Here is a 26,006-nt window from a genome sequence, read left to right as displayed (position 1 = left end):
GAGGCGCATTATAGGGAGTTAATTCCGGCTGACAACCCCTAATTTAAAAAAAGTTATCGTTCGCTCACTTTCCAGGCAAAACCACTGCCGAAAGTGAATTTTCGCCTGGTTGTTAAACAAAAACGAGCCCCGCAGGGCCCGTTTTCTTATATTTGTGACTTACTGCACTGCCACAATATGATCGTTTTTCACTACCAGTTGAACCGCTTTTCCCGGAATCAGCTCACCGGAGAGAATTTGCTGCGCAAGCGGGTTCTCGATTTGCTGCTGGATGGCACGTTTCAGTGGACGTGCCCCATACACCGGATCGTAACCATTCTCACTCAGAAGTTTCAGCGCTTCGTCAGAAATCGTCACCGTATAACCACGCTCTTCCAGACGCTTGTACAAACGTTGCAGTTGGATCTGCGCAATAGAAGCAATATGTTTTTCACCCAGAGGATGAAACACCACCACTTCATCAATACGGTTGATGAATTCCGGACGGAAACTCTGGCTAACGACACCCAACACCAGCTCTTTCATATGCCCATAATCAAGATCGCCAAAACGCTCCTGAATCAGGTCAGAACCCAGGTTAGATGTCATAATGACCACCGTATTACGGAAATCCACGGTTCTGCCTTGCCCATCCGTCAAACGCCCGTCGTCTAACACCTGCAATAAGATGTTGAACACATCCGGGTGCGCTTTTTCCACTTCATCCAGCAGGATGACGGAGTAAGGACGACGACGCACCGCTTCAGTCAGATAACCGCCCTCTTCGTAGCCGACATATCCCGGAGGCGCCCCCACCAGACGTGAGACAGAGTGTTTCTCCATAAACTCGGACATATCGATACGCACCATCGCATCGTCACTGTCGAACATAAAGTTCGCCAGCGATTTGCACAGCTCGGTTTTACCCACCCCGGTTGGCCCAAGGAACAGGAACGAGCCAATCGGACGATTAGGATCCGACAACCCGGCACGGCTACGACGGATGGCATTCGAAACGGCTTCCACAGCTTCATCCTGGCCAATCACACGATGATGAAGATCGTGCTCCATGCGCAGCAGCTTTTCACGTTCGCCTTCCATCATCCGCGCCACCGGAATGCCGGTCCAACGCGCCAACACGTCGGCAATTTCCACATCGGTTACACGGTTACGTAACAAACGCATCGTTTTGCCTTCCGTCTGCGTGGCTGCCGCCAGCTGTTTTTCCAGTTCAGGAATTTTACCGTACTGCAATTCCGACATGCGTCCCAGGTCACCATTACGGCGTGCCTGCTCCATCGCAATTTTCGCCTGTTCCAACTCCGATTTGATGGTCTGCGTTCCGGAGAGCGACGCCTTTTCGGCTTTCCACTCTTCTTCTAATGTCGAATACTGGCGTTCTTTCTCTTCCAGCTCTTCATTGAGCATTTCGAGACGCTTTTTACTGGCTTCATCTGACTCTTTCATCAGCGCCCGCTGTTCCAGCTTGAGCTGAATAATACGGCGATCAAGACGGTCCAGCTCTTCCGGTTTCGAGTCAATCTGCATACGAATACTTGATGCAGCTTCATCAATCAGGTCAATGGCTTTGTCCGGCAACTGGCGATCGGCAATATAACGGTGTGACAGCGTTGCCGCCGCAACAATCGCCGGGTCGGTGATCTGCACGTGGTGATGCAATTCATAACGCTCTTTCAGACCACGCAGAATGGCAATGGTATCTTCCACCGTTGGCTCTGCGACCAGTACTTTCTGGAAACGACGTTCCAGCGCAGCATCCTTTTCAATAAACTGGCGATATTCATCCAGTGTGGTTGCCCCGACGCAATGAAGTTCGCCACGCGCCAGCGCAGGTTTTAACATGTTACCGGCATCCATCGCCCCGTCGGCTTTCCCTGCCCCCACCATGGTGTGCAGTTCGTCAATAAACAGGATGACGTTGCCTTCTTGTTTCGCCAGATCGTTAAGCACACCTTTGAGACGCTCTTCAAACTCACCGCGGTATTTCGCCCCGGCAACAAGCGCGCCCATGTCCAGCGAAAGCACGCGACGGCCTTTCAGCCCTTCCGGTACTTCGCCATTGACAATACGCTGCGCCAAACCTTCAACAATGGCAGTTTTACCGACACCTGGCTCACCAATTAATACCGGGTTGTTTTTCGTCCGGCGTTGCAGTACCTGAATAGTACGGCGGATCTCTTCATCACGGCCGATGACTGGATCGAGCTTGCCTTGTTCGGCGCGCTCGGTCAGATCGACGGTGAATTTTTTCAAGGCCTGACGTTGATCTTCGGCCCCTTGATCGTTCACGTTTTCTCCCCCACGCATTTGATCTATCGCCTGAGTCACATTGGCCGTTGTTGCACCAGCGGATTTAAGCAAATCGGTTAGCGTGCCACGTGAATCCAGCGCAGCCAGAACGAAAAGTTCTGACGAAATAAAATTGTCACCCCGCTTTTGCGCCAGCTTGTCGCAAAGATTAAGCACACGGACCAGATCCTGAGAAGGCTGCACATCGCCACCGGTGCCTTCCACCTGCGGTAAACGGCTTAACGCCTGTTCAATAGCGGTACGTAACTGGCCAGCATTCACGCCAGCAGAGGTTAATAAAGGATGAATCGAACCCCCTTCCTGATTCAGCAAGGCGCTCATTAAATGAAGAGGTTCGATGAATTGGTTGTCTTGCCCCAGTGCGAGCGACTGGGCATCGGCAAGAGCAAGCTGGAATTTATTAGTAAGACGATCCAGACGCATAACTCCTCCCATAACAGGTCAAAATTGCTACTGGAGATTAAATGAGGTCATCCCTCAATTATTCAAGGTGAATGACCTGAATTATGCGAAAGAAAACTTACGCGTGCCGGATCGTCTTGATTCGTTAGGTTATATCAGCCAAATGAAACTTGCCATACGCCCGGTGACCTTGTCCCGGCGATAGGAGAAAAAATCCTCCGGCTGGCTGAAAGTACAGCGATCGCCGCCAAACACATGCTCGACGCCTACGCTAGCCAACCGCTGGCGCGCGAGCTGGTAGATATCCGCAAAAAACTTTTCCCCAGCCGGGCGAAACGCGCTATCAGCCCGGGGATCATGAGCCATAAACGCCTCCCGCACTTCCGGGCCGACTTCGAAGGCTTGCGGGCCAATCGCCGGGCCAAACCACGCCAGCAGATTTTCCGGCTTATCCGCAAAACACGCGACCGTCTCTTCCAACACACCTGCGCACAACCCACGCCAACCGGCATGTGCAGCAGCCACTTCGGTGCCGTCGCGATTACAAAACAGAACCGGCAGGCAGTCGGCGGTCATCACCGCACAAACGGCACCCGGGGTATTACTGTAGGAAGCATCCGCCCGTTTCGACGCATAAGGCTCACCGCTGAGTTTCAGCACATCAGTGCCGTGCACCTGTTCAAGCCACACGGGTTTAGACGGTAAACCACCTTCCGCGAACATGCGCTTACGGTTTTCTTCCACCAGAATGAGGTCGTCACCGCAGTGTGCACCGAGATTCAGGGAGCCATAAGGCAGCGGGCTAACGCCGCCAATACGTGTCGAGCTACAGGCTGCAACCTGTTTGGGTTGCGGCCAGTCCGGGCGGATCAGTTTGGTCATAACCAGGCCACATCGTCCTTATGCAATTCAAAATCAGCGCGCATCGCGTCGATAAGATCGACCATATCCTGTGGGATCGGCGCATGCCATTCCATCTCAATACCGCTGATCGGGTGATAGAGACGCAGCATGGTTGCGTGCAAAGCCTGGCGGTCAAACTTACGCAGCGCCTCAATAAACGCTTCCGATGCGCCTTTTGGCGGACGCGGACGACCACCGTACAGCTGATCGCCCACCAGCGGATGCGTGATATGCGACATATGTACACGGATCTGGTGCGTACGGCCGGTTTCCAGACGCAGGCGCAAGCGTGTATGAATACGGAAATGCTCCATGATGCGGTAATGCGTGACCGCCGGTTTCCCCATCGGATGCACGGACATATGCGTACGCTTCGTCGGGTGACGACTGATCGGCTCTTCAACAGTGCCGCCCGAGGTCATGTGCCCAATAGCGACTGCTTCATATTCACGTGTGATTTCACGCAGTTGCAAGGACTCCACCAGTCGCGTTTGCGCCGGCACCGTTTTGGCGACCACCATCAAACCGGTGGTGTCTTTGTCCAGGCGGTGCACAATCCCTGCACGCGGAACATCGACAATAGGCGGATAGTAATGCAGCAACGCGTTCAGCACCGTACCGTCAGGGTTACCGGCTCCCGGATGCACCACCAAATCACGCGGCTTGTTGATAACGATAATGTCGTCATCTTCATAAACGATATTTAACGGAATATCTTGCGGTTCAAAACGGGCTTCTTCTTCAATTTCAGCATTGATGGCAATGCTTTCGCCACCCAACACTTTCTCTTTCGGCTTGTCGCTGATGCTGCCGTTGACCAGCACGCGCTGGTCGAGAATCCATTCTTTTATGCGCGAACGTGAATAATCAGGGAACAATTCGGCCAAAGCCTGATCTAAGCGTTGACCGAGTTGGTTCTCGGATACCGTTGCGGTGAGTTGTACTCGTTGTGCCATATACAGCTTCTTCGTTAACGTTGGGTTTTACGGCTTTGCCGTTTAATATAGTGTGCTATTGTAGCTGGTCTTAGTCGGGAGCAGGAATAAAGAATCTCCCGCATTAACATTCTGAGGAAAGTCTAAACGTCATGACGCGCATGAAATATCTGGTGGCAGCCGCCACGTTGAGTCTGGCTTTGGCGGGTTGCTCCGGTTCAAAGGAAGTGGTGCCTGATAATCCACCAAATGAAATCTACGCGACTGCCCAGCAAAAACTGCAAGACGGTAACTGGAAGGCGGCAATAACGCAACTGGAAGCCCTGGATAATCGTTATCCGTTTGGCCCTTACTCTCAGCAAGTGCAACTGGATCTGATCTACGCTTACTACAAAAACGCCGATCTGCCGCTGGCTCAGGCCGCCATTGACCGCTTCATTCGCCTGAACCCGACGCATCCCAACATCGATTATGTGATGTACATGCGCGGGCTGACCAACATGGCGCTGGATGACAGTGCGCTGCAAGGGTTCTTTGGTGTGGATCGTAGCGATCGCGACCCGCAACATGCGCGTGACGCATTTACGGACTTCTCCAAACTGGTGCGCGGCTATCCGCAAAGCCAGTACGTCACCGATGCCACCAAACGCCTGGTCTTCCTGAAAGATCGCCTGGCGAAGTATGACTACTCCGTCGCGGAATATTACACCGACCGCGGCGCCTGGGTTGCTGTTGTCAACCGCGTAGAAGGGATGCTTCGTGACTTCCCGGATGCAAAAGCCACGCGCGATGCGCTGCCGCTGATGGAAAAAGCCTACCGCGAAATGCAAATGAACGCGCAGGCCGACAAAGTCGCAAAAATCATCGCGGCGAACAGTAGCGCCAGCTAAGAGCGATCGTCTGAAAGACAAAACGGCAGCCCGCAGGCTGCCGTTTTTTTATTCGGTTTCACTTATTGCTGAAGCGGTTTAGCCTCAATCCATCCTATCAACTATGACCGCTATTTACGCGTTCGACAAGGTATATTTGCGCTCTTCCTGTCCTGCCTCACAAAACCTTTCCTTTGACAAAAAGTGACAAAATAATGTGATTTAAATCACACATTTTGACATTCACCACGGTATGCTGAAATCACCAAGACGGAAAGACAAGAGGTAAAATTTATGACAATGAACATTACCAGTAAACAAATGGAAATTACTCCGGCAATCCGCCAGCATGTCGCAGACCGTCTCGCCAAACTGGATAAATGGCAAACCCATCTGATTAACCCACATATCATTCTGTCTAAAGAGCCACAGGGCTTTATTGCGGATGCGACGATCAACACGCCAAACGGGCATCTGGTCGCCAGCGCAAAACACGAAGATATGTATACCGCTATCAACGATTTGATTAACAAGCTGGAACGGCAGCTCAATAAAGTGCAACACAAAGGTGAAGCACGTCGCGCCGCATCGTCGGTGAAAGACCCAAGCTTCGTTGAAGAAGAAGAGTAGTCTCTACATTGAGTCCCTATCCAACGCGCCTTCGGGCGCGTTTTTTATTGACAGAAAGAAAACAGTACGGGTACTGTACTTCGGTCACTCAAAGGAAAACCGCATGAAACGTGTACCGTTCTTCTTCGCATTCTTTTTTACCTTCCCCTGAACCGGGAGGCGATTCGTTTTGTGATAAAGAATGCGAAGACGAACAATAAGGCCTCCCACACCGGGAGGCTTTTTTTTTGATAACAATTAAAGGCAACAACATGACGGCAGAAAACCCCTTACTGGATTTACGCGTAAAAATCAGTGCGCTGGATGAGCAGTTACTGACCCTGCTTGCCGAACGACGCCAGCTCTCTGTCGAAGTCGGCAAAGCCAAACTGCATTCGCACCGCCCGGTGCGCGATATCGATCGCGAGCGCGACCTGCTGGAACGTCTGATTCAACTGGGTAAAGCGCATCATCTGGATGCCCATTACATTACCCGCCTGTTTCAGTTGATCATCGAAGACTCCGTTCTGACTCAGCAAGCGCTGCTCCAGCAGCATCTGAATAAGATCAATCCCCATTCCGCCCGCATCGCGTTTCTCGGTCCCAAAGGTTCTTATTCCCATCTGGCAGCCCGCCAGTACGCTGCGCGCCATTTTGAGGAGTTTATTGAAAGCGGCTGCCTGAAGTTCCACGATATCTTCAATCAGGTGGAAACCGGCCAGGCGGATTACGCCGTCGTGCCGCTGGAAAATACCAGCTCAGGCGCAATTAACGACGTATACGATTTACTGCAGCACACCACGTTGTCGATTGTGGGCGAGCTGACGGTGCCTATCGATCACTGCGTGCTGGTTTCCGGTTCGACCGATCTGGAGCAGATTAAAACCGTTTACAGCCACCCGCAGCCATTCCAGCAGTGCAGCCAGTTCCTGAACCGCTACCCGCAGTGGAAGATTGAATATTGCGAAAGCACCTCGGCCGCCATGGAGAAAGTGGCGCAGGCGAATTCACCGCATGTCGCGGCGCTGGGCAGCGAAGCGGGCGGCGCCCTGTATGGACTTCAGGTGCTGGAACGCAACCTTGCGAACCAGACGCAAAACATTACGCGGTTTGTGGTGCTGGCGCGTAAAGCGATTGACGTTTCCGATCAGGTACCGGCGAAAACCACACTGCTGATGGCCACCGGCCAGCAGGCTGGCGCACTGGTTGAAGCACTGCTGGTGCTGCGCAAGCACAACGTCATCATGACGAAACTGGAATCGCGCCCGATTAATGGCAACCCGTGGGAAGAGATGTTTTATCTGGATGTTCAGGCTAACCTGCAATCCGATGGGATGCAAAAAGCGTTGCGCGAGCTGAATGAGATTACCCGCTCGCTGAAAGTGCTGGGTTGCTACCCGAGCGAAAACGTGGTGCCGGTTGAGCCTGTTTAACGCTCTTTGAACAGCGATTTCTTCATTCCTGCCACACTCACTGGCAGGGTGAAGATCGCCCCCGAAAGCGGATATTGCGCCACTTCCTCAGCGTCCATATTTTCCCGCGTGGTGGTGATAAAAAGCGTTTTCATATCCTCACCGCCAAAACAGACCATCGTCGGGCAACGAACAGGCAGAGAATATTCCTCCAGCCGTTCTCCCTGCGGCGAAAAACGCACAATACGCCAGCCGTCAAAGATCGCGCTCCAGTAACACCCTTCAACATCGACAGCCGCGCCATCCGGGATACCTTCACCCGCCTTAAAGCGGTGGAAGAGTTCACGTTTACCCGGCTCCCCCTGTTGGTCCAACGGCGTACGATAGATCACACCGTTGGGCGTATCAGAGGTAAACATCCACTGGCCATCCTGGCTAAATGCCAGCCCGTTAGCGCCATGAATGTCGCACTGCACCACTTTCGGCGTTAAATCATTATCAATACGCAATAACAGCGCGCCGTTGTAATCGCCCGGCCCCCAAAACGTGCCGGCATAAAAACGGCCCTGGGGATCGGTACCGCCATCGTTAAAGCGCGCCAGTTGCGGATTCGACGGGTTATCACACACTTTTTGCCGCAACAGGCCACGGGGATCGGTCAACCAGATGGCGTAACGCATCGCCACAATAAAACCGCCCTTTTCCCGCAACGCAAAACAACCGACCTCCTCCGGAAACGACAACACTGTATGTTCGCCCGTCGCCAGATGATAGCGATGGATCTCCCCTTCCAGGATATCAGCCCAGTAGAGCGCTTGCTCCGGTTCGCTCCAGGTCGGACATTCCGGTAAATGCCCGGTGTAATCAAACAGCGTTTTCAACTCAGCCATTGCGCGTCCCTTAAATGAAAAAAGCCAGCGGGTAACCACTGGCTTTTCAGTATAAACGGCTTTCAGATTACTGGCGGCTGTCGTTCGCCTGGCGCAATAGCACGCGGCTTTCACTCTGGAAACGCTGGGCATAATCGCCAAACCAGTGCTCCACTTTACGGAAGCTGTCGATGAACGCCTGTTTGTCTCCCTGCTCCAGCAAACCAATCGCCTCGCCGAAACGTTTATAGTAGCGTTTGATCAACGCCAGATTGCTGGACGACGACATAATAATGTCGGCATAAAGCTGCGGATCCTGAGCAAACAGTCGGCCAACCATCGCCAGTTCAAGGCGATAGATTGGCGAAGAAAGCGCCAGCAATTGCTCAAGCTGAACATTCTCTTCCGCCAGGTGCAGCCCATAAGCGAAGGTGGCAAAGTGCCGCAGCGCCTGGATAAAGGCCATGTTCTGATCGTGTTCAACGGCGCTGATACGGTGTAAACGCGCACCCCACACCTGAATCTGCTCCAGAAACCACTGGTACGCTTCCGGCTGCCTTCCATCGCACCAGACCACCACCTGTTTGGCAAGACTGCCGCTGTCCGGACCAAACATCGGGTGTAACCCCAGCACGGGCCCCTGGTGCGCCGCCAGCATGGCCTGCAGCGGGCCACTTTTTACCGACGCAAGATCAACAAGAATGCAATCATCCGGCAGCGCGGGCAACTTCGCGATCACCTGCTCGGTAACGTGGATCGGCACGCTGACAATCACCATACCAGCATCCGCCACCAGCGCCTCAGCCTTCGCCCAATCCTCTTTTTCCAGAATGCGCACCTGATAGCCGGACAGCGTCAGCATTTTGGCAAACAGTTGTCCCATCTGCCCACCGCCGCCGACAATGACCACCGGACGCAATTCCGGATAGAGCGTTTTAAAACCTTTATCGTTTTCGCTTGAGTAGGACTCACGCATCACACGGCGCAGTACATCTTCAATCAGATCCGGCGGTACCCCCAGCGACTCGGCTTCTTTCCGGCGCGACGCCAGCATGGTCGCCTCACGCTCGGGCACATAAATGGGCAAACCATAGTGGCTTTTCACTTCGCCAACTTGCGCCACCAGTTCCAGGCGGCGCGCCAGTAATCCCAGCAGCGCCTTGTCAACTTCATCAATCTGATCGCGCAGCGCGGTCAATTCAGCAACCATAACAACCTCTTAAGCAAGACGCGTCGCCAGACTATTGCGCAGGTCTTTATCAATCTCACGCAGCAGCGCTTCCGTGGTTTCCCAACTGATGCAGGCATCCGTCACGGAAACGCCGTACTTCATGGCACTGCGCGGTTGTTCAGAAGATTGATTGCCTTCGTGGATGTTGCTTTCAATCATCAAACCGGTAATCGACCGGTTGCCATCTTTGATCTGAGCAACCACGGATTCCGCAACGGCAGGCTGGCGACGGTAATCTTTATGGGAGTTACCATGACTGCAATCTACCATCAGCGACGGCCTGAGTCCCGCCTGAGCCATCTCTTTTTCACACTGCGCAACGTCCGCCGGGCTGTAGTTTGGCGCTTTACCGCCGCGCAAAATCACATGCCCATCCGGGTTACCCTGCGTTTGCAACAGGCAGACCTGACCAGCCTGGTTGATACCGACAAAGCGGTGCGGCATTGCAGCAGCGCGCATGGCGTTGATCGCCGTGGCCAGGCTGCCGTCGGTGCCGTTTTTGAAGCCTACCGGCATCGACAGACCGGAGGCCATTTCGCGGTGCGTTTGGGATTCCGTGGTGCGTGCGCCAATCGCCGACCAGCTAAACAGGTCGCCCAGGAACTGCGGGCTATTCGGATCCAGCGCTTCCGTCGCCAGCGGCAGCCCCATACTGACCAGCTCAACCAGCAGACGACGCGCAATCTTCAATCCGCCTTCCACATCAAACGAGCCATCCATGTGCGGATCGTTAATCAGCCCCTTCCAGCCAACGGTCGTACGGGGTTTTTCAAAATAGACGCGCATCACCAGGTAGAGGCTATCGCTGACCTCTGCGGCAAGGGTTTTAAATCGACGGGCGTACTCAATCGCCGCTTCCGGATCGTGAATAGAGCAAGGACCGCAAACCACCAGCAAGCGCGGATCGCGCCCGGCAATGATATCGGAGATGGTCTGGCGGGATTGCGCGATTTGCGCTTCTTGCTCCGTGGTCAGCGGGAATGTCGCTTTTAATTGATCCGGGGTGATCAGAACCTGTTCGTCGGTGATGTGTACGTTGTTCAGCGCGTCTTTTTGCATGATTGCGATCCTGTGTGACTCGTTTGCGATAGTTGTCCCTCTTGCGAGGATGACGTAACCATACCACAAGCGGTAAAGATTTCAATCCACATTTCGTACCGATTTCTTTACACCATCAAGTTAAATGCCATTTAGACACCGAATAACTGTAACGATAAAATTACACAACAAATGGCGCGGGGTTAACCGCGCCATTTGCCGTTAGCCCACCGCGATCTGCGTCCCCTGGCGATGACGCCGCCAGCGTAAGATATCCATCAGTATAAACACCAACAGACTGACTCCCATTACCGGCAAAGCCAGCCCCAGCAGTAATGCCAGCACCGCAGTCACCGCACGCCCCGCCATACTCAGACTCAGCCAGCAGAACAGCAATGTTCCGGCCGGGTTCGCGGCTGCGCGAGCCGGGCGGCGTATCCACCAAAGCCGGTAGCCCAGAACGATCATCACACACAGTGCGCTGCCAAAGACAATCAGCAGTAATTGATTCGGCAGACCAAACAGCACGCCCATATGGAAATCGACGCCCCAGCGCGTGAGTTTCGCCATCAACGGGAAATCAGCAAACCGGGTACGATCGACAACCGCCATGTTGCTGCCGTCAATGGCGACCGCATCAACCTGCGTGGGCCAGCGACGATCGATTTCGCTTACCGTCCAGGCTTTATCTGCGCTACGCGGCGGGCGGATCTCCAGCTTAGTGGCGGAAATACCGGCCTGCTGCGCACTCTGCAGCACTTCATCAAACTGCACCCAATCGAGCTGCATATCAGGCATTTCCATACCGTCATGGTGTGAATGGTGTTCCGCATGGGGATCGCCAATCGTTGCCATATCATGCAGTTGTGTATTGACTTGCGGAGTCATCCAGCCAAACGCGGCGCGCAGACGATCGACGTTGCCGCCCGCCCATTGTGACCAGGTCAACCCGGTTGCTGAGAATAGCAACATCCCCGCCAGCAAAATCCCGCCGAGCGAAACATGCCAGCGGCGATGATGTTGCACCGGGTTGTTGAGCCGCCGTTTTGGTCGGGTGAAAAACCACAGCACAATGCCGCCCAGCGCTGCCACCCACATCCAGGATGCCGCCAGTTCACTGTAAATACGCCCGACATCACCGAGCAACAATGAACGGTGGAAGTAATCTATCCACTGGCGCAGTGGCAAAACCCCGCTGGTGCCATAAACCGTCATATCGCCCTTCACTTGCAGGGTGATGGGGTCAATAAAAATGGCGCGAGTTTCCGACTCACCCAGTTGCGGATCGGCAAACATCACGCGCGTCGTGTCGTTACCACTCAGGCCTGGGCGCACCGCATGGAGACGCAAATGCCCACCGGTCACCTGCTCAGCAACGGCAATCTGTTCCGCCAGTGGCTGGCGTTCGCCCTTTTCCACGCCGTAAAGCGCATCCTGATAGAGCGTGTTTTCGAGCTGCGGCGTCGCCACGTATAAGGTGCCCGTCAGGGCGGCGATAAAGATAAACGGTCCCACAAACAGACCGATGTAAAAATGCAGGCGTCGTAGCAGGTTCAGCCACGCCGCACGCGGGGTGCAGGAAGTCATACTTTTCCTCAGAAATAGCAAAAAGATGCCGTTACGCCAGGGCGTACGGGCACTATTATCGTGTCAGAAAAAGCAGACGCGCGGCGGTGCGCGGGTATCCGGCCAGAGCCAGGGAAAGAAGTGCCAGTGCGAGACTTTTTGCCGTTCGGGCGTCAGACGCATACGCAATACGCGTCCCAGTAGCAGCATGGCGACAAGGAAAATCAGACCAGGAACGTGCGCCAGCAGAACGCAATAACCACACGCTTGTGCATGATCGAGCGGCATGCTCTGCGAGGGTATTTCGTGATGACGCATTTGCGCATGCGACATCTGATGATGGTCAGGCATTGGCATGCTCATCTCATGATGCATGCCCGCCATCGCGCTCATCGAATCGTGTTGCAACGAAACGGAAATCAGCGGGGCGACAAGGATCAGCAGGATCGAAAACAACGCCAGCCAGGCGGCCGCGCGTTTTGCTGCATATGGATGAAAAATACGCTTCACCACGTCTCCTCCCGGTCGAAGCAGCATTGTAAATTAATCATCACCAGAAGGTTAATTTTTTTACCAAAACGACAGAAAGGCCGTTGGCGACCCTCGAAGAGAGAACGGGAAAAACTAGTTAAGACGCTTTTCCCTCCCCTCCCCGCACCGCACCAACAATCGTTACCCACCAGTGCATTACCCCCTCTTTCACTGCAATAAATTGCAGGGTTATGCAACTTCCGCCGCCATTCTGCCGCCATTAAAATGGGCCAGCGGGTTCAGGGTTACCGCCTCTTCCAGATGATCGGGCGCGAAGTGGGCGTAACGCATGGTTTCGCGGATATTGGCGTGACCCAGAATGCGCTGCAGCACCAGGATGTTGCCGCCATTGGTCATGAAATGCGCGGCAAAAGTATGGCGCAGCACATGGGTTTTCTGCCCCTCGGCCAGCGCGATATCGGTGGCCGCCAGCATTTTGCTGAACGCCGGATAGCACGGCTGGAACATCTGCCCCTGCAACGGCGCAAGCTCGTCGTACAGCCACTGCGGAATGGGCACGGTGCGGTTCTTGCCGCCCTTGGTTTTCACAAAGGTGATTTTATTGGCCGAAAGCTGCGTGCGCTGAAGGTTTTCCGCTTCGCGCCAGCGCGCGCCGGTGGCAAGACACACCTTCACCACCCGCGTTAAATCGCGATTCCCGAACGCCTCACAGGCCGCCAGCAACGTGGCGATTTGCGGCGGCGTCAGCCACGTCATCTCGCGCTCTTTCTCGCGAAACGTCCGTACCCCCTCGATCGGATTCGGCAGTTGCCACTCCCCCAACCGGCTCAGCTCGTTAAACACCGCACTGAGATACTGCTGCTCCCGGTTCACCGTCACCGGCTGCACCTTCCAGTTCGCCGGGTCGCGCGTGTAACCATTATCGATTTCGCCGCTCAAACGCCGATCGCGATAGTGCGCCCACACCTTCGCGGTCAGCTCCGTCGCCAGCGGGTCGCCAAGCCCCCGGCAGACAATCTCCAGCTTCGCCATCCGCGATTTCCCGGCCGCCAGCGACTGCCCGTGCAGCTTAAACCACAGCGCAATAAGGTCGCTCAACCGCCGGCGGTCCTCTTTTTCGCCAAGCCAGGGCTTCTCCTGCGCCTCCTGCTTCGTCCAGCGCTCAAATGCCTCGGCCTCACCTTTGGTAGGAAACTGCCGACGAATACGCCGCCCCTCCCGCCCCTGCGGATAGAGCTCGCACAGCCACTTGCCGTTTTTCTGTTTGCTGACCGTCATGGTTGCCCTAAACGTGTTTTTCCAGCGTGAAAATCACCGCGCCAAACGGCTCAATCTCTGTCACGCTGCACTCAAAATCCGCCGAATGATTGGTAAGACGCACCTTGCCGCCCGGCAAGCGCACCACATCAAACACATCCAGCACATCATCAATGCGGATAAACCAGCGTCCGTTACCGATTTTTTGCGCGGAAGTGTCCACCAGCCAGCCCGCATTCAGCCCTTCAATAAAATTCAGGCTGTCGACGGACGACGGCGCCAGACTGCGATCCAGCAACCACTCACCCGCCTCTTTCAGCTCGCCGGACTCATGGCGATATTTCGGGATACTCAGCGCCGCCTCGCTTTGCGCAGCCGACGTTGCCGCCGCGGGATACATCTCGCCTTTGCCGGTCGCCAGCCAGTTCAGCGACACGCCGGTATCCAGCGCGCAGGTCACCACCACATCGCCGGGGAAAAACTCACGTCGCACCCAGGTGCTGATGGTCCCGGACGAGATATCCAGCAAATCACCGAGATCTTTTTGCATCTGAAACCCGTACGCATCGAGGATTCGGCGCAGCACCGGGCGACCGCCGGTCGACAAAATCTCGTTGAGCAACGCCTTGCCTTTCGGCGCGGGTTTATCGGTTAATTTTGCATTTGCGAACTCACCTTCCACCAGCCAGTGCAGATCGGCCCCGGTATCCAGCGCGCATTTGACCACCGCTTTATAGGGCACGCTCTCGCGCTGGATCCAGCTACTGATATTGTTCGCCGGCACATCCAGCGCTTCGGCGAGCGCCTTCTGGCTGGAGACGGAATAGGACGCGGCAATGCGCTCAATCACATCCTGAACACTCATCTTATTTTCACTCATGCATACCAACTTCGAAAAAGTGATTTACACAATCGCATTTGCGATTTATATTGCTGTGCATCGACCAGAATGCACGCCAGTGCAGTACATTTCAAACCACAGGAGATAATGCGATATGTCAGATGCAAAATCAACGCCGTCGCATCCGTTATCCGACTCTCAAATGCAATCCAGGAATTTCACCCATAGCCAGATGGATGAGCTGATGTCCGCCCTGCTGCCGGCGCTGCAAACGCTGATCCGCTCGGCGATGTCCGACGCGATGACGGTGAAAGATTTCGCCGCCATGCGCGGTGTCAGCGAACGTCTGGTCTGGCAATGGCTTGACGAAGGCATACTGCTCAAAGCCCCGACGCGTGACTATTCTGCGGCGCAAAATGCCGGAAAACGCAGCCGTACGCTGATCAATGTGAAAGCCTGGCGCGACAAATTAACGCAGCAGGCCATCGACTGCCGCTATATCGATCACCGCGCCGGTACATCCTTAAGCTGAATTTGCTTTTGCAAGCTCACAAGAAAACAGGAGAGAGTATGGCTATCACAGCAGACCGCATCAGCGTACCGCTCAGCGCCGGAGAACGGCTTAACGGGCTGAACCATATCGCCGAACTCCGCGCCAGCCACTGGGACGATAGCTGGCCCGAGGTGGCGCGTTTTATCGAGGATTTACGCGATAAACGCGACGAGCAGTACGACGAAAACAGTCGCGCGCTGGCGGCGATCTTCTTTCTTGCCCGGCTACCCGCTGCCCGCCAGGCCCTCAGCCCGCACGCGCTGACGCTTGAAGAGAAGAAAGCGGTGATCACAGCAATGAACCATTTCCGCGCGGTCGTCAGCCTGTTTCCCAAACGCCTGACCCTGCCGCGCTAACCCCCAACCCGTAAGCCATGGCGTCCACCCGCCGGGCATTCCTGTCGCCAAAATCTGGAGAACACCATGAGAAAGACCCCCACAACACACCCGGCACGCAGCCACGAAGACGTCGCCCTGATGCTGACCGAAGCACGCAACCGCGAGCGACTGCGCTGCGCTGGCGTGATTTCCGCGCGCCTCGACGCCCTGGCGCGGCTTATCGCCACTGAACATCTGGACTGGAGCGACGCCGCCGAGCTGCTGCGCCAGGAAGCCACTCACATTGATAACCAGGCACAGGAGCTGCACTGATGGCCGATGAAATGGATCTGGTACAACAGCGCGAGCTGGAAGAGCGCGAACGCTACATCCGCCAGGCGCGCAGCCGCCTGCTGTTACCGTCGCGGCTGACCTGCGAAAACTGCGATGCGCCCATCCCCGAAGCCCGCCGTATGGCGCTGCCCGGCGTGACCTGCTGCGTCACCTGCCAGCACCGCGCCGAACTGCACGATAAGCACTACAGGAGGCGCTAATTGGCGATCTCGTGGGCTTTTCCGTGGAATGCGCCGCGCCCGGCGATTGCCAGCCCCTACCTCACGCATGCCGAACTCCACCGCCGCAACCAGTTGATTGCGGCGCTGCTACAGGCCCGTCATGCGCTGGCGCTGCAACCGGAGTGCGTACGCCTGCCGATCATGCGCACAGCGGATACGCTGGAAAAACACCACGGCGAGGCACGCGCCAACGCCTGGCTGCGCCACCTTGTGGCGCGCACACTGCCCCGCCTCAATGCGGTCGCGCAGCGCTACCAACTGACCTGCATTCACCAGCGCGTATCGAAAGCGGTGTTTAATGGCCACTTCGATACGCCGGTTCAGCGCTACCTCGCCAGCCGGCTGGTGAATTTACTCGCCCGCTACAACCGCCTGCCGGACATGACGAAAAAAGAGATCGACCGGCTGTCGGCGGACATCGCCAACTTTATTCGCGGCGAACTGGCGGATATCGACAACGCCGACGACGCCGAGCTGAAAACCCTGCATCGCTGGTATAGGCGTGCGGGGATCATCGCCCTGCAATTCAACGTCACACCGCCGCACTGGCAGCGGGTCTCCCGCAAACTGGCCAGCGCCAGCGACCTCGCCCCGGCGGTGATCCGCCTGTTCAGCGAACAGTGGTGGCGCGGGCGTTTACGCCGCGTCGCCGAACAGTGGCGGGAACATCTCCAGATAGCACTCGGCAACGTCAGCAAGAAAAAACAGCCCTACGCCAGCCAGGATTGCGTGAGCGCCTGGCGCGAACAAAAACGCCGCAACCGCGAGTTTCTCAACGGCATGGAACTCGAGGACGAAGAAGGCAACCGCATCAGTCTTATCGATAAACACGATGGCTCGGTGGCCAACCCGGCTATCCGCCGCAGCGAGCTGATGACGCGCATTCGCGGGTTCGAGACCATCTGCCAGAACCTGGGCTATGTGGGCGAGTTTTACACCCTGACCGCCCCTTCCGCCTGGCACGCCACCACCCGCGCCGGCTACCGCAATCGGAAGTGGAACGGCGCCAGTCCGGCACAGACCCAACGCTACTTCACCGCGCTGTGGGCGCGCATTCGCGCCAAGCTGCACCGCCACAATCTGCGCGTGTTCGGCATTCGCGTGGCGGAGCCGCATCACGATGGCACCCCGCACTGGCATCTGTTGCTGTTTATGCAGCCTCAGGATGTCGCTCGCGTACGCGATATTACGAGCGAGTACGCAAAACTTGAAGACAATCATGAACTTAATAGTGACAAAGCGAGGAAAGCGCGCTTTGATGCGCAGGCGATAGATTCGCAGAAGGGCAGCGCAACCGGCTATGTGGCGAAGTACATCGCCAAGAATATCGACGGTTATGCGCTGGAGGGTGAAACCGATCACGAGAGCGGTTCGCCGTTGCAGGAGACCGCCTGCGCAGTGGCGGCATGGGCCGCGCGCTGGCGTATCCGCCAGTTCCAGTTTATCGGCGGCGCTCCGGTTACGGTGTACCGCGAACTGCGGCGCATGGCCGACAGCGAAACCGCACGCGGGTTAAGCGTGGAGTTCGCGCAGGTGCATGACGCCGCCGACGCCGGTGACTGGGCTGGCTATGTGAATGCGCAGGGCGGGCCGTTTGTACGCCGCGACGACCTGCAAGTGCGCACACTGTACGAGGAGGAGAACATGTTTAATCAGTATGGCGAAACGATTGTTGCTGTTCGCGGTGTGTACGACACCGTCGTCGGCACGGGTTCGCCGGTGCTCACGCGACTGAAGAAATGGAAGATTGTGCCGAAGCGTACGGACCTTGACCTTCAGGGCGCGTCTGCGCCCTCTTGGAGTTCTGTCAATAACTGTACGCCCCGGCGGGAATGGCAGGCGGGCTGCTGCCAGCCTCCTGACAAAATTGCGGCGCAATTCACAAAAAAAGGAGGTGAGAAACCGATTTCAGAAAACAACAATACTTTTTCTAATCATCAACATAGGTATCAAGATGAAATATTTTTCGCTTCCCATTAATATTAGGCTTATGATACTGTACATCCATACAGTAAAAGCACATGAGGGGATTCATGGTGTCTGAACGTTTCGAAAAATCGCAGTTTAATTGGGCGTGCGTCAAACTGATTACTGATCTGGCGCTACTTCATCGCTGTACCAGGGAAGAGATGGAACTCGCCATGACAATGGTGTCGAACATCGCTCACAGCGAAACCCCAGGGGTTGGAGAAAAGGAGCTTTTTTACCCCGCCGAATAACGCTCTGCCACCTTCCTTAGGCAGATGCATTTGCAGCATTGCGCGCCAACCGCCGTCGGTCTGGCGCGCGCTTTTGTTGTTCTCACCTTTGCGCATCATTACGCCCTTCTCACGTTGTGCCAGTGCTTAACCAGCCTCGACAGATGGCGTCTGTCTGCCCCGCCCCCGACACTTGAAGCTGGAAACACTCCCTCCAGACCGCAAGAGATCCGAACACGATGAATGCAATTACACAACAGGGCGACACCCTCGACATCCTTTGTCTGCGCTATTACGGCCGCACGGAAGGCGTGGTCGAAACCGTACTTCTGGCCAACCCGGGACTGGCGGAACTCGGGGTGATCCTGCCCCATGGCACCCACGTTGAACTGCCGGAAGTGGCGGTCGCCACGGTGAACGAAACGGTGAACCTATGGGCGTGACGATCGAAAAAGTCACCTCGTCGCTGGCGTACTGGATCAGCGTCGCGCTGACGTTTTTTGGCGCCATGACGCCGCAAGACTTCGCCGCCTGGTTTGGCGCGCTCGGCGTTGCCGTTACCGTGGCGGTGAACTGGTATTACCGCCGAAAGAGCTATCTGTTTCTCAAATCCTGTGCCACGAGCCAGGAGGTGATCAATGGGCTTACCCGTTAAACGCTGTAGCGCGGCGGTCGTGCTGGCGCTGGCGGCGCTGACGCCGGACTTCCGCTTACTGCATACCTCGCAGCAAGGACTGGCGCTGATTGCCGATCTCGAAGGTTGTCGGCTGCGCCCTTACCAGTGCAGCGCTGGCGTCTGGACGTCCGGTATTGGCCATACCGCCGGTGTGACGCCGAAACGCGATATCACCGAAAAAGAGGCGGCGGTTAACCTGGTCGCCGACGTACTGCATGTTGAGCGCCGGCTGGCGGACTGCGTAACGGTGGCAATGCCGCCGCAGGTCTACGACGCGGTAGTCAGCTTTGCGTTTAACGTCGGTACCGGCGCCGCCTGCCGCTCCACGCTGGCGTTTTATCTCAATAAAAAACAGTGGCAACAGGCCTGCGATCAACTGCCGCGCTGGGTGTTTATCGACGGGGTGCGCAATACCGGGCTGGAAAACCGCCGCCAGCGTGAACGCGCTTTATGTCTGCAGGGGGCGTTGTGAAAGCCTGGCTGATTGCCCTGCTGCTGGGCGTCTGCGGCCTGCTGTGGCTGATGCAGCAAAACCATACGCTGCGCGCGTCGCTGGCGCAGTCCCGCCAGTTAACCGAGGCGCAAAACAGCGCTATCGCGCAACTGAAAGCGCAGCTTACCGCCTCACGCGAGCTGGCCGACAGCAACGAGCAGGCGCAGGTGGCGCTGCGCCAGCAACTGGAGTCCGCCAGTGCGCAGGCGGTGCAGCGTGAACAGGCTATTACGAGGTTAATCAATGAAAATGACGCGTTTCGCCGCTGGTACAGCACTGAGCTGCCTGATGCTGTGCGCCGGGTGCACCAGCGCCCCGCCTGCGCCTCTGCCGGTCACTGTTTACAACCGTTGCCCGCAGGTCAGTCTGTGCCCGATGCCGGCAAGTAATCCCCAAACCAACGGCGATTTAAGCGCCGATATCCGACGGCTTGAGCGCGCGCTGGAACAGTGCGCATTGCAGGTCGAAACCGTAAAACACTGCCAGGATGAGATAAATGCTAAAACCCGATACGCTGCGCAAAGCCCTGACGGACGCCGTCCCGGCCCTGCGCGATAACCCTGCCATGCTGCGCCTGTGGGTGGATAAAGGCAGAAATATCGCCACCCTCTCTCACTCACTCTCGTTTGAAAAACAGTTCAGCCTGAATGTCGCCGTCAGCGGTTTTTCCGGCGATATCGACACGATCTTCGTGCCGGTAATGCTGTGGCTGCGCGACAACCAGCCCGACATCCTCACCGTGGAGGCCGGGCAGCAAGCCAGTTTTAGCTGGACGCTGGTTGCCAATAGCGACAGCACACAGGATCTGACCATCACACTGCAACTGACGGAACGCACGCAGGTGAAGGAAGTGGATGGCGCGCTGTATGCCGAAACGCTGCCAGAGCCGTTGCCGCCTGTGGCGGTGACCCGGCCGAAGGAGCTGTATGTTCACGGCGAGCTGCTCAGCAGCTGGTCCTCCTGATAACCCATTGTTCCCCCGGCGTTGTGCCAAAACCCGGACAGCGTTGTCCGTTTTCCAAAGCCGGGGGCGCATAGCATCATTTCGCGTATGAATACACAACTCTCGCTCCAGGAAATGGCCCGCACGCTGCGCAATATGATCCGCACCGGGATTATCGTCGAAACCGACCTTAACACCGGGCGTTGTCGTGTGCAGACAGGCGGCCTTGTTACTCAGTGGCTGCAGTGGTTAACCCACCGCGCCGGTCAATCACGTACGTGGTGGGCGCCTTCCGTCGGCGAGCAGGTGTTAGTGCTGGCGGTCGGTGGCGAACTCGACACCGCATTTGTTCTGCCCGGGATCTATTCCGACGATCGCCCGGCACCGTCAGCATCGGCGGATGCCTGGCACGTTGCCTTCCCGGATGGCGCGGTGCTGGAGTACGAACCCCACACCAGCGCCCTGAAAGTCAGCGGCATCAAAACCGCCGATATCAGCGCCTCACAATCCATTACCGCCAGCGTGCCGGAAGTGTTAGTGAAGGCTTCCACCCGCGTCACGCTGGATACCCCGGAAGTGGTCTGCACCAACAAGCTCATCACCGGCACGCTGGAGGTCAAAAGCGGCGGCACGATGCGCGGCAATATCGAGCACAGCGGCGGTTCGCTGTCGTCCAACGGCAAAGTGCTGCATACCCATCAACACCCCGGCGACAGCGGCGGCACAACAGGAGCGCCTCTATGACAGTTCGTTACAGCGGGTTAAACCGCACCACCGGCGCAAGCCTGACCGACACCGCGCATATCCGCCAGAGCATCAGCGACATCCTGCGTACGCCGATTGGCTCGCGGGTGATGCGCCGCGATTACGGCTCGCAATTGTTTGAGATGATCGACCAGCCGCAAACCCCGGCGCTGGCGCTGCAAATTCAGGCGGCGTGCTATATGGCGCTGCTGAAATGGGAACCGCGCATCAGCGTCAGCGCGGTGACCGTTGAGCGCCAGTTCGACGGCAAAATGATCGTCAACCTGACCGGCCAGCTTGCCAGCACCGGTGAATCCCTTTCGTTAACCCTTCCTGTGAGTTAAAACCATGCCGATTATCGATCTGAGCCAGCTTCCTGCGCCGGACGTGGTCGAGGAGCTGAATTACGAAACTATCCTCGACGACCGTAAAGCGACGCTGATTTCCCTGTTTCCGACGGATGAGCAAGAGGCAATAGCCCGTACGCTGGCGCTGGAATCTGAGCCGCTGACCAAGTTTCTTGAAGAGAACGCCTACCGCGAGGTGATGTGGCGCCAGCGCGTCAACGAAGCCGCACGGGCGGTGATGCTGGCCTACGCCGCCGGGAATGACCTCGATGTGGTTGCCGCCAACAGCAACACCGCGCGTCTGACCATCACCCCGGCGGATAACAGCACCCTTCCACCAACCGCCGCCGTGATGGAGTCCGATAAGGATCTGCGTCTGCGCGCGCAGCAGGCGTTTGAAGGATTGAGCGTCGCCGGGCCGGTGGGCGCGTATGAATACCACGGGCGCAGCGCCGACGGGCGGGTGGCGGATATCTCCGTGATCAGCCCGAACCCGGCGTATATCACCGTGTCGGTGCTCTCCCGTGAAGGCGATGGCAGCGCCAGCGATGAACTGGTCGCCATCGTCAATAACGCCCTTAACGCGGAAGATGTGCGCCCGGTGGGTGACCGCGTGACGGTACAAAGCGCGCAGATTGTGCCGTACCAGATTAACGCCACGCTCTATTTCTACCCGGGGCCGGAATCCGAACCGATTCGCCAGGCCGCTGAAGCGCAACTGAAAGCCTATATCAACGCGCAGCGCCGGCTTGGCCGCGACATTCGCCAGTCGGCGATTTATGCCGCCCTGCATGTTGAAGGCGTGCAGCGTGTCGAGCTGAGCGCCCCGCAAAGCGATCTGGTGCTGGACAAACACCAGGCGTCGTATTGCACCGCGTGGAGCATTCAGGCTGGAGGTACCGATGAATGATGACCGCCTGTTACCGGTTGGCTCCTCAGGGCTTGAGGTAGCGGCAACCACGGCGGCGGCACAAATCGAACGTGTGCCGGTGCCGCTGCGCACCTTGTGGGATCCGCAAAAATGCCCGGCGGAGCTGCTGCCTTACCTGGCGTGGGCGCTCTCCGTCGATCGCTGGGATTACACCTGGCCGGAAGCCACCAAACGCAACGTGATCGCCGCCTCTTTTTATGTTCATCAGCACAAGGGCACGCTCAGCGCCCTGCACCGCGTTGTTGAACCGCTCGGTTTTCTGATTGAGCTGCGCGAGTGGTGGCAGGACAACGCCGAGCCCGGCACCTTTAAGCTGGTGATTGGCGTGCAGGATAACGGCATCACCGAGGCGATGTACGAGGAGCTGGAGCGGTTGATTGATGACGCGAAACCGGCGAGTCGCCATCTCACCAGCCTGAATATCAGCCTGAGTACGCAGGGTGAGTTTTACGTTGGCGCTGGCTGCTATCTCGGTGAAGAGCTGACGGTTTACCCCTACGCGCCGGAAGAGATTGTTGTTGGCGGTGAGAGCTTCCCGGCTTCCGCTGTTCATTTGATTGATGACCTGAGAGTTAACCCATGACCACCAAATATTTTGCCATTCTGACCAACCAGGGGGCGGCGAAGCTGACGAACGCCACCGCCCTTGGCCGCCAGCTCAAACTGACGCAAATGGCGGTCGGCGATGCCAATGGCGCATTACCCACGCCGGATGCCGCGCAAACCGCATTGATTAACCAGAAACGTATTGCGCCGCTGAATACGCTGACCCTCGATCCCGGCAATGCCAGCCAAATTATTGCCGAACAGGTGATCCCGGAAACCGAAGGCGGTTTCTGGATCCGCGAAATCGGTCTGTATGACGATGAGGGCACGCTGGTTGCCGTGGCGAACTGCCCGGAGACCTATAAACCGCAGATGCAGGAAGGCAGCGGGCGCACACAAATCGTGCGCATGTTGTTGGCGGTGTCGTCACCATCGTCGGTGACGCTGACCATTGACCCGGCGGTGGTGCTGGCCACGCGGAAATATGTGGATGATAAAGTCATTGAGGTGAAAGCCTATGCAGACGGTCTGCTGGCGAATCACCTGGCTGCCGCCAACCCGCATCCGCAATACGTGAAAGTGGCGGATATCGCCTACTACACGCCGATTGGCGTGCCGGTGCCTTACCCTGCGGCAGTACCGCCTGGCGGCTGGATGCTGTGCAATGGCGCGACGTTTGATAAAGCCGCCTGGCCTGGGCTGGCAGCGGTGTACCCGTCTGGCGTGTTGCCGGATTTGCGCGGTGAGTTTATTCGCGGCTGGGATAACGCCCGCGGCGTGGATTCCGCAAGGGTACTATTAACCGCACAGGGAGACGCTATCCGTAATCTGACAGGTTCTATTCCCTGTGTTGCCCCTTTTGGATTCGAACAACATGTCAGCGGTGCTTTCTACGGCATGGGGATGACCAATGGCGGAGGCTCTTCAGCGACGCAAGACAGCGGGTACGCTATTGGATTGAATGCTTCGCTTGCAGTACCTACCGCGGCGGAAAACCGCCCGCGCAACATCGCTTTTAACTATATCGTCCGGGCGGCATAACGCCCGTATTGCCGTTCGGTTAAACACGGCGCCGCCGGCATTACCGGGTGGTGCTGCGTTCCCCCTCTCTGGTTGTTTTACTTTTCAGGATCCTCTATCCGCGCCATCTGGCGCTTTTTTTTATCCCTTGTCGTTGTGCCAGCCTGTAATAAACCCCGTTAAATGGTGTTCGTCTGCGGCTGAACGGAAAATAACGCCTGTCTTAACAGCGATGTTTCATTCATCCACAAACAACCAGAGAGTTAACGCATGTCCGCAAAATATTTTGCCATTCTGACCAGTCAGGGTGCAGCGAAGCTGGCGAACGCAACGGCGCTCGGCACAAAACTCAATCTTACGCAGATGGCAATTGGCGATGCCAACGGCGTGTTACCCACCCCCGATGCTTCGCAAACGAAACTGATTAACCAAAAACGTATTGCGCCGCTGAACCGGCTTTCTGTTGACCCCAAAAACACCAACCAGATTATTGCCGAACAGGTGATTCCGGAAACCGAAGGCGGTTACTGGATCCGTGAAATCGGCCTGTATGACGACGACGGCGTGCTGATTGCCATTGCCAACTGCCCGGAAACCTATAAACCGCAGATGCAGGAAGGCAGCGGGCGTACGCAGACGATTCGCATGGTAGTGGTGGTGTCGTCAACGGCGGCAGTCACCCTCAAAATCGACCCGTCGGTGGTGCTGGCTACCCGCCAGTATGCCGACGATCTGATGAACAACCATGTTGCCGCCAGCAACCCGCACGCCCAGTACGCACCGCTGGCCAGCCCGGTATTCATCGGTACCCCGACCGTGCCCGATACCCATATCGGCAACTACGGGCAGCAAATCGCCAACACCAAATATGTGCGCGATGTTATCGCCGATTATGACGGCATCCTTCCTGTGGGTGCGCCTGTCGCCTGGCCGCAGGCTGCTGCACCTGGCGGTTGGCTGATTTGCAACGGTGCCGCTTTTGATAAAACGCAGTTGCCAAAACTTGCCGTGGCTTATCCATCGGGGGTACTGCCCGATCTGCGCGGCCAGTTTATTCGCGGCTGGGATTCGGGAAAAGGTCTGGACAGCGGCCGCGTACTGCTCTCCGCACAGGCCGACCAGTTGCGGGCACACAATCACCGTTTTATTAACGAATACGGTACCCCGACGATACAGATTATTGCGTATACCGATGAAAATAACGAAGGCACCGACGTGACCAATAATGTGGGTAATCGCTGCCACACCTATATCCGGATGGAAAACACTGGCGGCGTCGAAACACGTCCATACAACATTGCATTTAACTACATCGTGAGGGCTCAATAATGTCGCAAGCAACGCTGAACCAAAACCTGATTGCCACCGCTGCCGGGGAGATCACTGTCTATAACTTTGATGGGGAGACGCGCGAATACCACTCTACGTCGGTGGAGTACCTGGCGGTTGGCGTCGGTATCCCAGGCAATTCGACCGTGGAAGCGCCGCTGGCGGCGAAAAACGGTTTCGCGGTGTGCTGCGCGGCAGATGCCCGCAGTTGGCTGTATGTTGCCGATCATCGTGGCGAAACCGTTTATGACCTCGAAAGCGGTGTAGAAACGTCTGTCACCACACTGGGAGATTACCCGACGAACGTCACCACGCTTGCCCCGGCAACGCCGTATGATAAGTGGAACGGCAGCACCTGGGTAACCGACAGCGCCGCACAGCATGACGCGCAAATCGCCAGCGCAGAACTGAAAAAAACGCAGTTGCTGGATGCGGCGAAGAACACCATCAGCCTGTGGCAGACGGCGCTGCAATTGGGCAGACTCAGCGAGGCCAATAAAGCGCGGCTGATCGCCTGGATGGATTATATTGATGCCGTGCAGGCAATGGATAGCGCGCAGGCACCGGATATCAACTGGCCTGTACAACCGGAATAACACT

At 56.6% G+C, this 26,006-nt stretch carries 33 protein-coding genes and 1 other annotated feature; of the genes, 23 read left to right on the top strand and 10 right to left on the bottom strand.

The features are described from left to right. Positions 1-159 precede the first annotated feature (159 nt). The 3 genes from clpB to rluD form a co-directional block, all read right to left on the bottom strand. Positions 160-2,733, bottom strand: a complete 2,574-nt coding sequence (gene clpB, locus ACQ3G7_RS17095) for an ATP-dependent chaperone ClpB (RefSeq protein WP_430890672.1) — start codon at positions 2,731-2,733, stop codon at positions 160-162. Between the two features lie 129 nt (positions 2,734-2,862). After that, positions 2,863-3,594 (bottom strand): purine nucleoside phosphorylase YfiH, encoded by a 732-nt coding sequence (gene yfiH, locus ACQ3G7_RS17090; protein WP_430890671.1) that lies wholly within the window; start codon positions 3,592-3,594, stop codon positions 2,863-2,865. Further along, entirely contained in the window at positions 3,591-4,571 is a 981-nt protein-coding gene (gene rluD / locus ACQ3G7_RS17085) for a 23S rRNA pseudouridine(1911/1915/1917) synthase RluD (RefSeq protein ID WP_430890670.1), read from the bottom strand. Before rluD ends, yfiH begins: the two co-directional genes overlap by 4 nt. A 131-nt stretch (positions 4,572-4,702) precedes the next feature. Between rluD and bamD the strand changes: the two genes are divergently transcribed. The 4 genes from bamD (at position 4,703) to pheA (ending at position 7,461) form a co-directional block, all read left to right on the top strand. Then, positions 4,703-5,440: an outer membrane protein assembly factor BamD gene (bamD, locus tag ACQ3G7_RS17080; protein WP_263099743.1), complete on the top strand. Its 738-nt coding sequence runs from the start codon at positions 4,703-4,705 to the stop codon at positions 5,438-5,440. Between the two features lie 273 nt (positions 5,441-5,713). Beyond that, entirely contained in the window at positions 5,714-6,049 is a 336-nt protein-coding gene (gene raiA, locus ACQ3G7_RS17075) for a ribosome-associated translation inhibitor RaiA (RefSeq protein WP_263099742.1), read from the top strand. Positions 6,050-6,151: 102 nt separating this feature from the next. Beyond that, positions 6,152-6,278: a sequence feature (Phe leader region), on the top strand. Further along, positions 6,153-6,200: a pheA operon leader peptide PheL gene (gene pheL / locus ACQ3G7_RS17070; RefSeq protein ID WP_100632159.1), complete on the top strand. Its 48-nt coding sequence runs from the start codon at positions 6,153-6,155 to the stop codon at positions 6,198-6,200. It overlaps the preceding feature by 48 nt. Positions 6,279-6,300: 22 nt before the next feature. After that, on the top strand, positions 6,301-7,461 hold the full coding sequence (gene pheA, locus ACQ3G7_RS17065; protein ID WP_263099741.1) for a bifunctional chorismate mutase/prephenate dehydratase: 1,161 nt from the start codon (positions 6,301-6,303) through the stop codon (positions 7,459-7,461). Here pheA and ACQ3G7_RS17060 read toward each other — a convergent pair. From ACQ3G7_RS17060 to ACQ3G7_RS17030, 7 genes are all read right to left on the bottom strand, one after another. Then, positions 7,458-8,330: an SMP-30/gluconolactonase/LRE family protein gene (locus tag ACQ3G7_RS17060; RefSeq protein WP_430890669.1), complete on the bottom strand. Its 873-nt coding sequence runs from the start codon at positions 8,328-8,330 to the stop codon at positions 7,458-7,460. The genes pheA and ACQ3G7_RS17060 overlap by 4 nt on opposite strands. Before the next feature lie 67 nt (positions 8,331-8,397). Further along, positions 8,398-9,519, bottom strand: coding sequence for a bifunctional chorismate mutase/prephenate dehydrogenase (tyrA, locus tag ACQ3G7_RS17055; RefSeq protein ID WP_430890668.1), 1,122 nt, complete (start codon positions 9,517-9,519; stop codon positions 8,398-8,400). Between the two features lie 9 nt (positions 9,520-9,528). Beyond that, positions 9,529-10,599, bottom strand: a complete 1,071-nt coding sequence (gene aroF / locus ACQ3G7_RS17050; RefSeq protein ID WP_430890667.1) for a 3-deoxy-7-phosphoheptulonate synthase AroF — start codon at positions 10,597-10,599, stop codon at positions 9,529-9,531. Positions 10,600-10,800: 201 nt separating this feature from the next. After that, complete coding sequence (locus ACQ3G7_RS17045) at positions 10,801-12,165, bottom strand: PepSY-associated TM helix domain-containing protein (protein ID WP_430890666.1); 1,365 nt, start codon at positions 12,163-12,165, stop codon at positions 10,801-10,803. Positions 12,166-12,228: 63 nt separating this feature from the next. Next, complete coding sequence (locus ACQ3G7_RS17040; protein ID WP_430890665.1) at positions 12,229-12,654, bottom strand: DUF2946 domain-containing protein; 426 nt, start codon at positions 12,652-12,654, stop codon at positions 12,229-12,231. A 210-nt stretch (positions 12,655-12,864) separates the two neighbouring features. Next, positions 12,865-13,914, bottom strand: a complete 1,050-nt coding sequence (locus tag ACQ3G7_RS17035; protein ID WP_430890664.1) for a site-specific integrase — start codon at positions 13,912-13,914, stop codon at positions 12,865-12,867. A 7-nt stretch (positions 13,915-13,921) separates the two neighbouring features. Next, positions 13,922-14,773, bottom strand: coding sequence for a phage repressor protein CI (locus ACQ3G7_RS17030; RefSeq protein ID WP_430890663.1), 852 nt, complete (start codon positions 14,771-14,773; stop codon positions 13,922-13,924). A 193-nt stretch (positions 14,774-14,966) separates the two neighbouring features. Between ACQ3G7_RS17030 and ACQ3G7_RS17025 the strand changes: the two genes are divergently transcribed. The 19 genes from ACQ3G7_RS17025 to ACQ3G7_RS16935 all read left to right on the top strand — a co-directional run bounded on the left by ACQ3G7_RS17025 (position 14,967) and on the right by ACQ3G7_RS16935 (position 26,002). Next, entirely contained in the window at positions 14,967-15,266 is a 300-nt protein-coding gene (locus ACQ3G7_RS17025; RefSeq protein ID WP_411554243.1) for a Cro/Cl family transcriptional regulator, read from the top strand. A gap of 38 nt (positions 15,267-15,304) precedes the next feature. Beyond that, on the top strand, positions 15,305-15,643 hold the full coding sequence (locus tag ACQ3G7_RS17020; RefSeq protein WP_430890662.1) for a DUF5347 domain-containing protein: 339 nt from the start codon (positions 15,305-15,307) through the stop codon (positions 15,641-15,643). Positions 15,644-15,709: 66 nt separating this feature from the next. Beyond that, complete coding sequence (locus tag ACQ3G7_RS17015; RefSeq protein WP_430890661.1) at positions 15,710-15,937, top strand: DUF2732 family protein; 228 nt, start codon at positions 15,710-15,712, stop codon at positions 15,935-15,937. Then, on the top strand, positions 15,937-16,158 hold the full coding sequence (locus ACQ3G7_RS17010) for a TraR/DksA family transcriptional regulator (RefSeq protein WP_263099730.1): 222 nt from the start codon (positions 15,937-15,939) through the stop codon (positions 16,156-16,158). The genes ACQ3G7_RS17015 and ACQ3G7_RS17010 overlap by 1 nt, the downstream gene beginning before the upstream one ends. Continuing rightward, entirely contained in the window at positions 16,159-18,159 is a 2,001-nt protein-coding gene (locus ACQ3G7_RS17005; protein ID WP_430890660.1) for a replication endonuclease, read from the top strand. A 53-nt stretch (positions 18,160-18,212) separates the two neighbouring features. Continuing rightward, positions 18,213-18,398: a hypothetical protein gene (locus ACQ3G7_RS17000; protein WP_430890659.1), complete on the top strand. Its 186-nt coding sequence runs from the start codon at positions 18,213-18,215 to the stop codon at positions 18,396-18,398. Positions 18,399-18,616: 218 nt separating this feature from the next. Further along, positions 18,617-18,820 (top strand): tail protein X, encoded by a 204-nt coding sequence (locus tag ACQ3G7_RS16995; protein WP_088236682.1) that lies wholly within the window; start codon positions 18,617-18,619, stop codon positions 18,818-18,820. Further along, on the top strand, positions 18,811-19,032 hold the full coding sequence (locus ACQ3G7_RS16990) for an HP1 family phage holin (protein ID WP_263099727.1): 222 nt from the start codon (positions 18,811-18,813) through the stop codon (positions 19,030-19,032). The genes ACQ3G7_RS16995 and ACQ3G7_RS16990 overlap by 10 nt, the downstream gene beginning before the upstream one ends. Continuing rightward, complete coding sequence (locus tag ACQ3G7_RS16985; RefSeq protein ID WP_263099726.1) at positions 19,016-19,525, top strand: lysozyme; 510 nt, start codon at positions 19,016-19,018, stop codon at positions 19,523-19,525. Before ACQ3G7_RS16990 ends, ACQ3G7_RS16985 begins: the two co-directional genes overlap by 17 nt. Beyond that, positions 19,522-19,935 carry an Rz-like lysis system protein LysB gene (gene lysB, locus ACQ3G7_RS16980; protein ID WP_430890658.1) on the top strand — a complete coding sequence of 138 codons (414 nt, stop codon included), beginning with the start codon at positions 19,522-19,524 and terminating at the stop codon, positions 19,933-19,935. Before ACQ3G7_RS16985 ends, lysB begins: the two co-directional genes overlap by 4 nt. After that, positions 19,835-20,104 carry an Rz1-like lysis system protein LysC gene (gene lysC, locus ACQ3G7_RS16975; RefSeq protein ID WP_430890657.1) on the top strand — a complete coding sequence of 90 codons (270 nt, stop codon included), beginning with the start codon at positions 19,835-19,837 and terminating at the stop codon, positions 20,102-20,104. The genes lysB and lysC overlap by 101 nt, the downstream gene beginning before the upstream one ends. Beyond that, a complete protein-coding gene (locus tag ACQ3G7_RS16970; protein WP_430890656.1) occupies positions 20,043-20,510 on the top strand; it encodes a phage tail protein in 468 nt (155 codons plus the stop codon). The genes lysC and ACQ3G7_RS16970 overlap by 62 nt, the downstream gene beginning before the upstream one ends. A gap of 87 nt (positions 20,511-20,597) precedes the next feature. Beyond that, a complete protein-coding gene (locus ACQ3G7_RS16965; RefSeq protein ID WP_430890655.1) occupies positions 20,598-21,233 on the top strand; it encodes a phage baseplate assembly protein V in 636 nt (211 codons plus the stop codon). Continuing rightward, positions 21,230-21,577: a GPW/gp25 family protein gene (locus ACQ3G7_RS16960; RefSeq protein ID WP_263099721.1), complete on the top strand. Its 348-nt coding sequence runs from the start codon at positions 21,230-21,232 to the stop codon at positions 21,575-21,577. Before ACQ3G7_RS16965 ends, ACQ3G7_RS16960 begins: the two co-directional genes overlap by 4 nt. Positions 21,578-21,581: 4 nt before the next feature. After that, positions 21,582-22,490, top strand: coding sequence for a baseplate assembly protein (locus ACQ3G7_RS16955; protein ID WP_263099720.1), 909 nt, complete (start codon positions 21,582-21,584; stop codon positions 22,488-22,490). Then, positions 22,483-23,094: a phage tail protein I gene (locus ACQ3G7_RS16950; RefSeq protein WP_263099719.1), complete on the top strand. Its 612-nt coding sequence runs from the start codon at positions 22,483-22,485 to the stop codon at positions 23,092-23,094. Before ACQ3G7_RS16955 ends, ACQ3G7_RS16950 begins: the two co-directional genes overlap by 8 nt. After that, positions 23,091-24,098, top strand: coding sequence for a phage tail-collar fiber domain-containing protein (locus ACQ3G7_RS16945; protein WP_430890654.1), 1,008 nt, complete (start codon positions 23,091-23,093; stop codon positions 24,096-24,098). Before ACQ3G7_RS16950 ends, ACQ3G7_RS16945 begins: the two co-directional genes overlap by 4 nt. A gap of 249 nt (positions 24,099-24,347) precedes the next feature. After that, positions 24,348-25,406 carry a phage tail protein gene (locus tag ACQ3G7_RS16940; RefSeq protein ID WP_263099717.1) on the top strand — a complete coding sequence of 353 codons (1,059 nt, stop codon included), beginning with the start codon at positions 24,348-24,350 and terminating at the stop codon, positions 25,404-25,406. Beyond that, positions 25,406-26,002, top strand: coding sequence for a tail fiber assembly protein (locus tag ACQ3G7_RS16935; protein ID WP_430890653.1), 597 nt, complete (start codon positions 25,406-25,408; stop codon positions 26,000-26,002). Before ACQ3G7_RS16940 ends, ACQ3G7_RS16935 begins: the two co-directional genes overlap by 1 nt. The last annotated feature ends 4 nt before the right edge of the window (positions 26,003-26,006 follow it).

This window comes from Kosakonia sp. N21, assembly GCF_050587465.1.
Lineage (GTDB): Bacteria > Pseudomonadota > Gammaproteobacteria > Enterobacterales > Enterobacteriaceae.
Note: the sequence above shows the minus strand (reverse complement) of the source record. Positions and strands in the feature narration are given on the sequence as shown.